General features: G+C 50.1%; 10 protein-coding genes and 1 pseudogene. 2 read left to right on the top strand and 9 right to left on the bottom strand.

The annotated features are described in order from the left end of the window. Positions 1 to 23 precede the first annotated feature (23 nt). Positions 24 to 863: a hypothetical protein gene (locus H6G21_RS02205; protein WP_190570003.1), complete on the top strand. Its 840-nt coding sequence runs from the start codon at positions 24 to 26 to the stop codon at positions 861 to 863. 199 nt (positions 864 to 1,062) lie between these two features. Here the strand turns inward: H6G21_RS02205 and H6G21_RS02200 are convergent, their stop codons facing one another. The 9 genes and pseudogenes from H6G21_RS02200 to H6G21_RS02165 all read right to left on the bottom strand — a co-directional run bounded on the left by H6G21_RS02200 (position 1,063) and on the right by H6G21_RS02165 (position 7,296). Then, positions 1,063 to 3,099 carry a hypothetical protein gene (locus H6G21_RS02200; protein WP_190570000.1) on the bottom strand — a complete coding sequence of 679 codons (2,037 nt, stop codon included), beginning with the start codon at positions 3,097 to 3,099 and terminating at the stop codon, positions 1,063 to 1,065. A 1,274-nt stretch (positions 3,100 to 4,373) separates the two neighbouring features. Then, positions 4,374 to 5,207 (bottom strand): hypothetical protein, encoded by an 834-nt coding sequence (locus H6G21_RS02195; protein ID WP_190569998.1) that lies wholly within the window; start codon positions 5,205 to 5,207, stop codon positions 4,374 to 4,376. Between the two features lie 109 nt (positions 5,208 to 5,316). Beyond that, entirely contained in the window at positions 5,317 to 5,646 is a 330-nt protein-coding gene (locus H6G21_RS02190) for a type II toxin-antitoxin system PemK/MazF family toxin (RefSeq protein WP_190569996.1), read from the bottom strand. Continuing rightward, positions 5,634 to 5,894: an AbrB/MazE/SpoVT family DNA-binding domain-containing protein gene (locus H6G21_RS02185; RefSeq protein WP_190569994.1), complete on the bottom strand. Its 261-nt coding sequence runs from the start codon at positions 5,892 to 5,894 to the stop codon at positions 5,634 to 5,636. Before H6G21_RS02185 ends, H6G21_RS02190 begins: the two co-directional genes overlap by 13 nt. A 125-nt stretch (positions 5,895 to 6,019) precedes the next feature. Then, positions 6,020 to 6,250 carry a DUF433 domain-containing protein gene (locus H6G21_RS02180; RefSeq protein ID WP_190569992.1) on the bottom strand — a complete coding sequence of 77 codons (231 nt, stop codon included), beginning with the start codon at positions 6,248 to 6,250 and terminating at the stop codon, positions 6,020 to 6,022. Between the two features lie 133 nt (positions 6,251 to 6,383). Next, positions 6,384 to 6,626 (bottom strand): DUF4926 domain-containing protein, encoded by a 243-nt coding sequence (locus H6G21_RS02175; protein ID WP_190569989.1) that lies wholly within the window; start codon positions 6,624 to 6,626, stop codon positions 6,384 to 6,386. A gap of 59 nt (positions 6,627 to 6,685) precedes the next feature. Beyond that, the gene (locus tag H6G21_RS02170; protein WP_190569987.1) at positions 6,686 to 6,892 is read right to left on the bottom strand and encodes a hypothetical protein; all 207 of its coding nucleotides are present in this window, start codon (positions 6,890 to 6,892) and stop codon (positions 6,686 to 6,688) included. A 2-nt stretch (positions 6,893 to 6,894) separates the two neighbouring features. Next, positions 6,895 to 7,059 (bottom strand): annotated as a pseudogene (locus tag H6G21_RS26140) (GIY-YIG nuclease family protein); the annotation flags it as partial. 18 nt (positions 7,060 to 7,077) lie between these two features. Beyond that, the gene (locus H6G21_RS02165; protein WP_190569985.1) at positions 7,078 to 7,296 is read right to left on the bottom strand and encodes a hypothetical protein; all 219 of its coding nucleotides are present in this window, start codon (positions 7,294 to 7,296) and stop codon (positions 7,078 to 7,080) included. Between the two features lie 912 nt (positions 7,297 to 8,208). Between H6G21_RS02165 and gltB the strand changes: the two genes are divergently transcribed. After that, the gene (gene gltB, locus H6G21_RS02160; RefSeq protein WP_199306963.1) at positions 8,209 to 12,795 is read left to right on the top strand and encodes a glutamate synthase large subunit; all 4,587 of its coding nucleotides are present in this window, start codon (positions 8,209 to 8,211) and stop codon (positions 12,793 to 12,795) included. Positions 12,796 to 12,823: the final 28 nt, after the last annotated feature.

Here is a 12,823-nt window from a genome sequence, read left to right as displayed (position 1 = left end):
GGATTACCACCGGGATTACCACTATGAGCATAGGGCAATATGCAGATTGCAAAATTAGCCAAAATCAATGGGATCTAGATCAGGTGTTGCCCCGTGATTACCAGGTGCCGGACTCGTATTTGCGGACTGCACCGCCGGGGGTTTTGGAGAATTTTTGTCGGCTGCTGGGGCGGGATGTGTTTTCGGAAGCGGATGCAGGGGTTTTGTACGATTATTTGATGGTGCGTCGATCGGAGTTTTCGTCAGAATTTCTGGGGATGCTGGCACTCTGGTTAAACGATGAAACGAAGCATTACGAAGCGTTACGTCGGGTTTACCATGGGTTGTCTGGGGTCAGTTATGGGGCGATGGATCGACAGTTTCACGATCGGGTACATGAGATTGAACCGATCGTAATGGTGTTGCAGGATGAATTTACGATCCTGGTGACGATGATGTTTGATGAGATGGGTTCGGTGTATTCCTATCGCCGGGATTTGCGGGAATATTATGGTTATTTTGGGCCTGTGCTCCAAAAGGTGGGGCAGCATCTGATTCAGGATGAGGGGATGCATTTTAATAATGCGGCGGAGTTGCTGTTGCATGGGCACCGCGATCGGTTGGGGGAGGTGGAGCCTTTGTTGGGGCGGATTGCGGCGCTGGAGGATCGGTTGGGGAAGTATTACAAGACGTTTTTTCTGGATCACGCCCAGGAGCAGTTTCGGTTTCCGCCGCAGTTTAATGGGGTGATTATTCGGGTGGTTTTGGCGCGGTTGGGGTTGGGGGCGAGGCCGGAACCGAGGGAGTTGAAGGCGCTTTGGCAGTGGGTGCCGGAGGGCTGTCGGTTGGTTCCGATCGGGGGGAGGGGTAAGCGATCTTCATAAAAAATCGGGTATGTCAAGTTCCACAGCATACAGCCCTTTGCTTGACTGAATCGATGCAGCCTACAGCATAAAAGGCTTCAGGCTTTGTATCTGCTCTTTATCGTTACGTAATCTGCTGTAACTTTGAGATTAACATCTCAGTTCGTTTTTCTTACATAATTGTAGTTTTTTGAACTATTTCTAATAACACAAAATCATTTTACTCAACAACTTTATAGTAACCATTCACCTCTAATTTGATGTTTGAAGTTCCAGGTGGAATTAAATTTTTAAAAGACAATTCTAAAGACTTTCCTTGCTCAAGAACAATATACTGACCATCTACTTTGGATAGGTTAGGTTGTGTCGAATAAATCCGCCTAATATCGTTAGTGGATGGGTCAATATAAGCTAAAGCAATGGAGTCAATATAAGAAATCTCTTTCTCTCTTTCCTCTATCTTGATTCGAATATTTTCGCCTGATGGCTGACCTATAAATAACTCGTCATAACCTTGAAGACTTTTTGAATTCCTACCAGTTATGATAGTTCCAAACTCTACCCAGTCCTTTTTCTCAGGATTGTAGACCAACAGATAAGGACAACTTCCTTCATTGAATACAGCTTGTATCAGAAAAGGCGGTTCTTGCTTTGGAGATGGAATTTTAATATTAGCATTATTAATTGAAATAGACTCAACTACCCAAATGGAGCCAACTGCAATTTGTTTGGGTATCCTCTCTAACACACGATCTAGTGACTCTATTTTTTCTACAAAGCTTTGAGTAAAGCTCATACTTGAGGATAGAGTTTTTAAACACTCTATAGATGATTCTATAGATTTTAATCCTCTTCCACATAAAGAGTTATATTTTTGCTCTAATGTTGGTTGCGCCATATATAGTTGCGTTAATTTAAGATCCCTCTTGTATTCATCTGTAGAAACTTCATAAAACGATTTTAACTTCTTAGTTTGGGAAGAAGTATCAAATCCAAACTCTACAGGAATAAATAAATGCTCCTTAGGAGCAACGCTCATATCAAGAGACAAGCTTTTCCGGCTAGAAACTTGGAAAACTTTTTCTCGATTATCAACAGTCGTAAGCTCGTATGGGTTTCGTTGAACTTCTTGAACAGATATAGAATCTAATCTAACAACTGCTTCACTGGTGTTCTCTATGTCTAGAAATTTGACATAAGGTGAAGGCATTAGCCTATCTATTAAATCTCTCGTTTCTCTACATCCCAATAAGAACTGGTACACTTCATTCAAGTTCTTTGCATAAGGATATAGAAAAGTAAAAAAGCCTCGAAAATTTGGATTATTTCGAATAATTTTCTCAATCCAGTCTGATTTTAAGCTTGGGCTAAATTTATAACTGTAGTCATCTCTAATACCTTGTTCTGAAAAAGCTGAAAGTTGAGGAAACTGAGCTACTAAGCTATCCTTTTTACTTTGACTAATCAAACGCTTTAAGATTATGGTGAATTTACTATCCTCCTCATTTTGCTGTAATGGCAATGACACAGGTGCATAGTGAAATGCATAAGTTGAATCTTCTCCCTTGTACATCTCCATCTGAAAATTACGCTTTGATGGTTGCTTTTTTGCAAGATCGATAGCTTTAATAGAACTAAGAGCTTCACTACCTTGCTTATAAAGCAAGTATTGATACCTATTTTGCTCATGAATTGTTTTTTCGTTCCCAGTTTCCAACTTAAACTTTTCTATACTTTCAAAAGCAGGACTCTTAGTATAGACAGCAGGAGTTCTCTCAGTTCCTAAGATTTCAGATAGCACAGCTGAAATAAATTTATCATTAATTGAAGGCTTAAGCAATGTAAGAGCTAAAGTTGGGTAATCATTAACCGTTGTCAGATACCTGGCTTTAATACTACTGCCAGGGTTGATTTTATTAGTGTTATCGGGGTTGGGAAGACCAACAAAGAAGAGAGATAATACAATGACAAATGCTGCGAATGCCCCTGTAGCTCGCAATGTTACTTTACTAATCGGCAGCCTTGCTTCCAAACCTAGATCACCTGCGAACAAGTATCCTGACAAACCGGATAAGAATGCAGCGAAAAACCTAACGATTGCCAATTTGCCAGAGTCCATTGCCGTTGGATAAAGTAACACAAAAATGAATACTATGACGACAACACAAACTAAACCAAGCGCAATTCCCCGTTCTGTAGATGAAATTTTCTGTGGTTCCTGACTGTTCGGCTGACTTGGTTGCTTTCTCTTGCCCATAAATCTGGTGTTTCTTGCCTTTCGATACAATTTTTACAGATTATACTCGATGAAAGTGTTTGAGAAGCTTATAAAAATAAGCAATTACCAATGCTAAGGTTAGTTCGGGATAAGAAAAGAGCGAATTGATAAGCTAGAAGTGTTGTCATACTCTAGTTTGCCTCATGCTATACGAGCTATCGCCTCGGAAACAGTCGACTATCGAGAGATTATTGACCCACTCAAGAATATCTCTCAAATTGAGCATTCTCGCCATCCCATCATAGTCCCATCAATTGTTTCGTCAACGTCATTTGTGAATTGATTGTCTATTCTCAACACCTCCAACGCCTGCTCTCCAGATTGACAACCTGCTGCTTAACCCGAACTAACTTTGAATATTGTCAAGAAGGAATCCTGCTTTCATCTGATGCTCTTTCGCTGCCTAAACTTACGCGATCGCTGGCTGGAAGTGAGGCAATCTATAGAGTTAGTTTAATTGAATCCCCCAAGGCCAGTTTCTCCCCTTCAAAACATTTTTCCATTTAAAACTAATAATTGATTCGTTTCAGTTTGAATTAGAGAAAAAGCTTGAGATTTCCGTTAAATAAGCTATTCCATTTGAGCAGTACTCGATCGATCATTTCTATCAGGAACTATCGTGTTGAAGACAGGTGTGAGCGATCGGATTTGACCGGGGTTTGCTGAAGGAAATTTGGGCTGAGGACTGCTGGGGTAGGCTATGGAGTGGACTGGGTGAAGCCAGGGAATCCCTGATGGATCCGTTTGAGGTTTAGGGCGTATGCGGTGTTGAAGGTTGGTTTGGACTTCTGCGGTCATCGCAGGCGCTCAAAATCTCTCTAATCTCTTAAAACTCTTGACTAGAAAGGTTTTTATGCGTTCGCTCAAAGGACTGCTTTAGACTCTGGACTAAAATTGGACTAAATTTTCAGCCCTCAATTCGACCCATTTCACCCCCGATCTCTCGACCCTTACCCAGCCTAGTCCGATCGAAATCCCCCACCCAGACCAGTAACCTCTCACCCCAGCCTAGCGCGATCGACCGAACAACAAGCCCGCGATCGTCCCCTCATTTCTATTCCATTTAACCCCCATCTGGACTAATCTACCCCTCAAATTTGAACGAAATTTTGGGCCGACTCCAGCCCCCAAACCACCCTCAATTTCTAACACAGAAACCCCCATCCGCCGCAAAAATAATCAGCACCAATCCAGACCCATAACGCTCAAAAATCACGGGCAGAAATCACCTTCAAAAATCACCATCAAACGCATTACCGATCGACCTTCTCCGTTGGCCTAGGTTGAGAAGTTTCACGGGCAATTTGCTCGACACATTCAGTCAGATCTTTACGCATAGAATTCGCACTATGCCATGCCCCTGAGAAGAGTTCCCGACCCTCCAGATGAACCGCAAAATCCTGAGTGTCCTCGATCGCGCCAAGCAACGCCTCACTCGACGGAACCTTAAAAAACATCATCCCCATACTAGGAATCATTGGAAACCGCGATGCCAAAACCTCTACATTTTGCGTCTCACCGGACTGCACCAAATCCACCCGCAGCCGCTTCACCCCTTTCTTATCGTGCGGCACCTGCTTAGCAAAGAACATCATCGCCGTTCCAGACTGTTCACCCTTCCAATCCATCAGGATGACCCCACCATTCAGTGTCCAAAACGATGCCGCACAGGCAAGGGTAGGCTGTCCCGCCGGAGAACGCCCCACCGTCCAAGTTCCTTCAGAAAGCTGGTCAAACGTCTTACCCGCAGCTTCACCATGTCGCTTAACGAGGGCTTCTCTATGGCTTTTGAGCGACGACTGACGCAGGTGTTCAAAGAAATCCAGCCATTTTTTAGGATCATAGGTAGACAGCCCAGGCAACCTGACGCCATTATCAGCCATCGGAGGTGGCGCTGGCCGATTGTTGCTTCCCCCACCCCCAACACCCCCATCCATCGGAGCACAGCCAACCCATCCCCCACTTCCACCCCCGATCGGAAAGAACCCCGGCGGACAGCTTCCCTCAGCCCGAACCCGCGAAGGAACGAGCGCAGCAACAGAAATCGCGACCAGAACCGAAAAGAGATGGAATGGTTTTAATGACATTTCGAAAAGACCTTGCAAACGTCACTCTTGATGAAACAGAATCCAGCCTACCTACCCCAGGCGATCGATCACTTATGCAACCGTTTCTCCTATCAGCTTGGTCAGACACCTATTCAGCAAACATCTCAGCCAGGGTAGCAAGCAACATTTTTTGCTCATCTTGGCTGATGCAACCCAACTTTTTGACCAAACGATTTTTATCGACTGTGCGGATCTGATCCACAACAATTTGCCCACGCTTGCCTTGAAACTGGCAAGGAATCCGAGTGGGGTAGGAATTTCCTTGGGTAGTCATGGGAGCAATGATCACCGTCGCAATAGAACGGTTCATCTCATTCGGCGAGATCACAACACAGGGTCGCGTTTTCTGAATTTCACGACCAACCGTAGGATCTAAGTTGACCAGAAAAACATCGAAACGCTTCACTACCATTCCCATTCTGCCTGATCCCAATCAGTAGGACTAACCTCATCCAACAGGACATCATCCTGATTCGTAGCCATTGCCGTAAAAGCTTCATCCCATCCGGCACGCCGAGGTTGTGCCGTGCGAATCGTCAAACAATTACCCTGCACTTCAATCTCAACTTCTTCCTGAATACCACTTTGCTCCAAAAGGAGTTTAGGAATCCGAACACCTTGGGAGTTACCAATTTTAACGATGCGAGTCTTGATAACGGTGCCCATACCCAGATACCCGAAATAGCAAGAGTGTAATTACATCGTAGTTACCAGAAAGACCCCTGTCAAGTAATGGGGAACCCCAATGTAGTGTGACAGCTGGGGTGATAAATTTTCGTCAAAAAGTAACATCATGCGGATAATGGAGCGGTCATAAATCGCCGTTCACGATCGGCCGCATAAGCAATGCAGGCTTTTAAATCTTCCCGGGTTAGATCAGGAAAATCATCGAGAATTTCTGCTTCAGTCATCTCGGAAGCTAGATACTCAAGCACTTCATAAACCGTAATACGCAAGCCACGTACACAAGGCTTCCCACCGCGTTTATCGGGTTCGATCGTAATGTAGTTTCTGTAGTTCACAATTTAAGATATTGGCATTCTGTTCTTGACCTTGACACAATCTTAGACTGAAAACGAAGAGACTTCACACGATCGACCGGCCCCATGGGGTTATGTGATATCACTTCCTCCGATCGACATTCTCTACCTCACCTCAACTGGCCTTGGCTAAAGAGCGAACCGTTAAAATTTCATCTGAACGCAAACTTTCTACTCCGGAGAGGGGAACAGCAATCACTGCTAAAGACTCACCGATCGCGTTAAAAATTTCCAAGACACAACCCTCTTCACCACCACTGGGATGAGGAATAAAATCAACCAGCGTCGCGACATCTCCAGCTCTCAAGCCATACTCTGGGAAATCGCGAGTCAAGGCAACCTCCTGATACAACTCCATCGTTGCTTCTATCTCCAATCGTTTCCCTCGGCCTGAATCGCTGCTTTCAGCTTTTAAGATTACTGTCCTCGATCGGGTTTGCAATCCACAAAACCCAAGGCATCCTCATCCAAAAAACTCGCGATCGCCATCTCCACCACAGCTTCGATGGGATATTCAATTTCTGCCGCACGGATTATTAGAGCAGTCCGTATCCGTTCCGGTAAACGCCCCAAAATCACTTCAGCATCAGCGGGAGATAATCGCTCTTCAAGTTTCGCTTGCATGACTACCTCTCCATAGGAATTTGAACATTGTAGGGGGGTTCAGTAGCTCTCAGAATGATGGCTTCTAGCTCCAATAGTAACGTAGGGTTTTCCCAATGGGGAAGCGTTTGAACTACAATCCGTACATCCTCATCATTGTACTGAGCGATCGCGAGCTGCAAAAAACTCACGATCGCTTACAACCATTACCGCTGACGTTCGCGACTCAAGATGCTGATGTATTGCCCATCAGAATGCACAATCTTCACTGGCTGACTCCAATGAATCCTGTCCGCAATCCGATGCGCATGGAATTGATTAATCGTATCCTGCACGAACTCCTTGTGACCAATTAAGTGAATCTGTAAGCGTTGACACTCACGTTTAACCGAACGATCGCCCCGATCGCTAGAACCTTTCGCCATAACTGAGCTTCTCCTGTTGTGCATTGGAAGAAAGCCCAAAAATTTAGAGCCACCCCGTTTGACATCACAAACAAGAGTGGCTCGGTCAGATGCTAAAATCCTCATCAAGCCTCCTTGCTGCTTGCACAGCGCGGGGGAATAGCTACCCTGAGTTGGTGCAACAACAAAGGGTAGTGCCCTAAATTTTCAGGATCCCAGCGGCCCCATGCTTCATGCCAACCCATTTCCTCAAAGAAGGATGTCCATGGCACCGCCTTGAAGAACCACCCTACTAACAAGACCAGAAATCTGTCAACCGTAGACCACAAATTCTTCTCAAATTAACCGTCCGATCTCCGACCCGATCGCTCGATTGTATCGCTCCACACCATCCACCTCTGCACCTCAATTGTTGGCAATTTTCAACGCCCTTTCGCCAAAATTTCCTAACTCAAAGTCCCCTAATTCAGCATTTCTTGATAATTGCAGGTCGCATCAAGCAACCCCACCTTAATTGATTCGCTATAGAGAAAAATCGATCGCAGGTTTGACACCCCCCAAAAACACCCCAACCGATCGCCTTTTCTCCTCAAAAAACAGCTAAAAAATGAAAAATTACCTACAGAAATATCTTCCCGATCGCGCTAAATTAAAGCATTTCCAGCGCTTGGCCTATCCCCAGCAGCCCATCCCGTCCTCCCCAAAATCTCCCCAAATCCCCCCTAAAATCTCCCCAAATCATTCAGCATTTTTGAACCCCACAGGTTCGAAATAAAACTTGTTGGATCACATAACAGATCTGAGAACTTTCTTAAAACTTGACACTCCAAGCCGTCTTTATTAGAAAATCCAGATTAGCAAACCCAGGTTACCTAGAGTTAAGAGTTCCCTGCCTCTAGATGACCCTAATTTTTATCCGCTAGGGCATCAATAATGAATCATTCCATCCTACGCAAACAAGGACTCTACGATCCCCAATTTGAACACGATGCCTGCGGCGTTGGGTTCGTCGTGCATATGAAAGGCCAGCGATCGCACGACATCGTCCAACAGGCATTGACCATTCTGGTAAACCTGGAGCATCGCGGCGCGTGCGGTGCCGAAATCAACACCGGCGACGGTGCAGGCATCCTCACCCAGATCCCCCATACCTTCCTGCACAAAGTCGCCAGCGCCACCCAGATCGCCCTACCTGACCCCGGTCAGTACGGCGTCGGCATGATCTATGGCTCCCCCGATCCCGTCCAACGGGCCGCCGGACGCCAAGCCTTTGAACAAATCGTTCAAGAAGAAGGCCAAACCGTCCTCGGCTGGCGCGATGTCCCCACCGACAACAGTGCCCTCGGAGACACCGCCAAGGCCAGCGAACCCTTCATGCAGCAGGTGTTCATCCAGCGGGCCGCCGATCTAGCCGACGAACTCGCCTTCGAGCGCAAACTCTACATCATCCGCAAACGTGCCCACAACGCCATTCGCGCCACCGGCATCGACCCCTGCTGGTATCCCGCCAGCCTCTCCTGCCGCACCCTCGTCTACAAAGGGATGCTCCTGCCGGATCAAGTCGGCAGCTACTACCCCGACCTCCACGATCCCGACTTCACCAGCGCCCTGGGTCTCGTCCACTCCCGCTTCAGCACCAACACCTTCCCCAGTTGGGAGCGATCGCACCCCTACCGCTACATCGCCCACAATGGCGAAATCAACACCCTGCGCGGCAACATCAACTGGATGCACGCCCGCCAATCCCTCTTTGCCTCAGAGCACTTCGGCAACGATCTGCAAAAAGCCCACCCCGTCATCAACATCGACGGCAGCGACTCCCTCATCTTCGACAATGCCCTTGAACTGATGGTGCTGTCTGGTCGATCCCTGCCCCACGCCGTCATGATGATGATTCCGGAACCCTGGGCCGCCCACGAGTCCATGGACGACGCCAAGAAAGCCTTTTACGAATACCACGCCTGCTTGATGGAGCCCTGGGATGGCCCCGCCTCGATCGCCTTTACCGATGGCAGCGTCATGGGAGCCGTCCTCGATCGCAACGGTCTGCGCCCCTCCCGCTACTACGTCACCAAAGACGACCTCGTCATCATGGCATCGGAGGCAGGCGTTCTCCCGATCGAGCCGGAGCGCGTCGCCCACAAAGGCCGTCTACAACCCGGTCGCATGTTCCTCGTAGACATGAACCAAGGCCGCATCATTGCCGATGAAGAAATCAAAAACGAAATCGTCAATGCCCAGCCCTACCGGGAATGGTTAAATCAGTATTTAGTGGATCTCACAACGCAACCAGAACCCGCCCAGCCATCCTTAGCAGAAACACTACCGTTAACCCAACGGCAAATGGCCTTTGGCTACACCTTTGAACAGGTACGGATGCTGCTGGTTCCCATGGCCCGTGATGGCGTGGAAGCCGTAGGCGCAATGGGATCGGATACCCCGCTGTCGGTGCTGTCCGACCAGCCCAAACTGCTCTACGACTACTTCCAGCAACTGTTCGCCCAGGTGACCAATCCCCCGATCGACTCCATCCGGGAAGAAATTATCACCTCCGCTGAAACCACGATCGGCTCCGAACGCAACCTGCTCAAACCCGAGCCGGAAAGCTGCAACCTGATCAAGCTCAAAACGCCGATTCTGAGCGACATTGAACTAGCTAAGCTCAAACACCTCTCCAACGACAATTTCAAGTCCCTCACCCTGCCGATCCTCTTCGATCCCACCCAGGGCACAGCGGGCCTAGAAGCTGTCCTCAATCAAATCTTTGCCCAGGCCGATGCCGCGATCGCCGAGGGGGTGAATATCCTGATTTTGAGCGATCGGGACATCAGCGCCAGCCAAGCACCCATTCCCGCCCTCCTCGCCGTCGCTGGACTACACCACCACCTGATTCGCCAGGGCACCCGCACCCGCGTCGGCATCGTCCTGGAGTCCGGGGAACCCCGCGAAGTGCACCACTACGCCCTGCTGATTGGCTACGGTTGCGGCGGTATCAACCCCTACCTGGCCTTTGAAACGATTCAAGAGCTCATCAATGAAGGCTTGCTGGTGAACGTGGACTACGCCACCGCCTGCAAGAACTACATCAAAGCGGCCACCAAGGGCGTCATCAAAGTCGCCTCCAAAATTGGCATTTCCACCATCCAAAGCTATCGCGGGGCGCAAATCTTTGAAGCGATCGGCCTTAACCAAGCCGTCATCGATCGCTACTTCACTTGGACAGCCTCCCGCATTGAAGGGGTTGGCATTGAGGTTCTCACCGAAGAAGCCCTCCTGCGCCATCACAACGCCTTCCCCGATCGCCCCGCCAACGCCCCCACCCTGGATGTCGGCGGCGAATACCAGTGGCGCAAAGATGGGGAAGCCCATCTGTTCAGTCCCCAGACGATCCACACCCTGCAAAAGGCCGTGCGGGAAGGCAATTATGACCTGTTTAAGCAGTACGCGGCCCTGGTCAACGAGCAGAACCAGAAGTTCTTCACCCTGCGCGGCCTACTGCAATTCAAACCCCGCCCGCCCGTGCCCCTGGAGGAAGTGGAACAGATCGAAGCCATCATGCAGCGCTTCAAAACCGGGGCCATGAGCTACGGCTCCATCTCCAAGGAAGCCCACGAAGCCCTAGCGATCGCCATGAATCGCATCGGCGGCAAATCCAACACCGGGGAAGGCGGCGAAGATCCCGATCGCTACACTTGGACGAACGAGCAGGGCGATTCCAAGAACAGCGCCATCAAACAAGTGGCCTCCGGTCGCTTTGGCGTCACCAGCCTCTACCTCTCCCAGGCTCGGGAAATCCAAATCAAAATGGCCCAGGGAGCCAAGCCCGGTGAAGGCGGCCAGCTTCCCGGCAAAAAGGTCTATCCCTGGATTGCCAAGGTGCGCCACTCCACCCCCGGCGTCGGCCTCATTTCTCCCCCGCCCCACCACGACATCTACTCGATCGAAGATTTGGCGGAACTGATCCATGATTTGAAAAATGCCAACCGGGAAGCCCGCATCAGCGTCAAACTCGTCTCCGAAGTGGGCGTCGGCACGATCGCCGCTGGCGTCTCCAAGGCCCACGCCGATGTCGTCCTCATCTCCGGCTACGACGGTGGCACCGGAGCCTCCCCCCAAACCTCGATCAAACACGCCGGGTTGCCCTGGGAATTGGGCTTGGCCGAAACCCACCAAACCCTGGTGCTCAACAACCTGCGATCGCGCATCGTTGTGGAAACCGACGGCCAAATGAAAACCGGGCGGGATGTCGTGATTGCGGCGCTACTGGGTGCTGAGGAATTTGGCTTTGCCACTGCGCCCCTGGTCACCCTCGGCTGCATCATGATGCGGGTTTGCCACCTCAACACCTGCCCCGTCGGCGTCGCCACCCAAGACCCCCAACTGCGGCAGCATTTCACCGGCGATCCGGCCCATACCGTTAATTTCATGCGCTTCGTCGCCCAGGAAGTGCGGGAACTCATGGCCCAACTCGGCTTCCGCAGCCTTAACGAAATGATCGGGCGCACCGATGTCCTGGAGCCTAAACAGGCGATCGACCATTGGAAAGCCAAGGGACTGGACTTCTCCAAGATCCTCTATCAGCCCCAGGTCGGCGAAGACGTGGGTCGCTACTGCCAAATTCCCCAGGATCACGGCCTCGCCAAATGCCTGGATCTCACTGTCCTGCTGGATCTGTGCAAACCCGCGATCGAGGAGGGCAAACCCGTCAAAGCCACCCTGCCCATCAAAAACACCAACCGCGTTGTCGGGACCATCCTCGGCCACGAAATCACCAAACGCCACTGGGAAGGTCTCCCGGAAGACACCGTTCATCTGCACTTCCAAGGCAGCGCGGGGCAGAGCTTCGGAGCCTTCGTGCCCAAGGGCGTCACCCTAGAACTGGAAGGGGATGCCAACGACTACCTCGGCAAAGGACTGAGCGGTGGCAAAATCATCCTCTATCCCCCCGCTGGCTCTAGCTTTGTGCCCGCTGAGAACATCATTACGGGGAATGTGGCCTTCTACGGAGCCACCAGCGGTGAAGCCTACATTTGCGGCATGGCAGGCGAGCGCTTCTGTGTCCGGAATTCCGGGGTCAATGCCGTGGTGGAAGCCGTCGGCGACCATGGCTGCGAATACATGACGGGCGGCAAGGTCGTCATCCTGGGCAGTACCGGACGCAACTTCGCCGCCGGGATGAGTGGTGGGGTGGCCTACATCCTGGACGAAGCCGGGGACTTTGCCACCCGCTGCAACACCCAAATGGTCGGCTTGGAACAACTGGAAGATCCGGAGGAAATCAACGACCTCCAGCAGATGCTCCAGCGCCATGTCCACTACACCCAGAGCCAAAAAGCCGCTGAGGTTTTAGCCCACTGGTCGGACAACCTGCCCAAATTCATCAAAGTCATGCCCAAGGACTACAAGCGCGTCCTGCAAGCGATCGCCGCTGCCATGGCCGATGGACTCACCGGGGACGAAGCCCTCGCCGCTGCCTTCGAAGCCAACGCCCGCGATGTGGCCCGCATTGGTGGCAGTTAAGCGCCAGTTAAGCGGCATGTTAGCCCGA

Origin of the sequence: Alkalinema sp. FACHB-956 (genome assembly GCF_014697025.1) — a bacterium.
Classification (GTDB): Bacteria; Cyanobacteriota; Cyanobacteriia; order Leptolyngbyales; family Leptolyngbyaceae; genus Alkalinema.
This window is presented reverse-complemented; position numbering and strand designations above follow the sequence as displayed.

Excerpts from the sequence above, each read along its gene's own strand:
- H6G21_RS02205 (WP_190570003.1), top strand. The coding sequence starts at position 24 with ATGAGCATAGGGCAATATGCAGATTGCAAAATTAGCCAAAATCAATGG.
- H6G21_RS02200 (WP_190570000.1), bottom strand. The coding sequence starts at position 3,099 with ATGGGCAAGAGAAAGCAACCAAGTCAGCCGAACAGTCAGGAACCACAG.
- H6G21_RS02195 (WP_190569998.1), bottom strand. The coding sequence starts at position 5,207 with ATGTCATTAAAACCATTCCATCTCTTTTCGGTTCTGGTCGCGATTTCT.
- H6G21_RS02190 (WP_190569996.1), bottom strand. The coding sequence starts at position 5,646 with ATGGGAATGGTAGTGAAGCGTTTCGATGTTTTTCTGGTCAACTTAGAT.
- H6G21_RS02185 (WP_190569994.1), bottom strand. The coding sequence starts at position 5,894 with ATGGGCACCGTTATCAAGACTCGCATCGTTAAAATTGGTAACTCCCAA.
- H6G21_RS02175 (WP_190569989.1), bottom strand. The coding sequence starts at position 6,626 with ATGGAGTTGTATCAGGAGGTTGCCTTGACTCGCGATTTCCCAGAGTAT.
- H6G21_RS02170 (WP_190569987.1), bottom strand. The coding sequence starts at position 6,892 with ATGCAAGCGAAACTTGAAGAGCGATTATCTCCCGCTGATGCTGAAGTG.
- H6G21_RS02165 (WP_190569985.1), bottom strand. The coding sequence starts at position 7,296 with ATGGCGAAAGGTTCTAGCGATCGGGGCGATCGTTCGGTTAAACGTGAG.
- gltB (WP_199306963.1), top strand. The coding sequence starts at position 8,209 with ATGAATCATTCCATCCTACGCAAACAAGGACTCTACGATCCCCAATTT.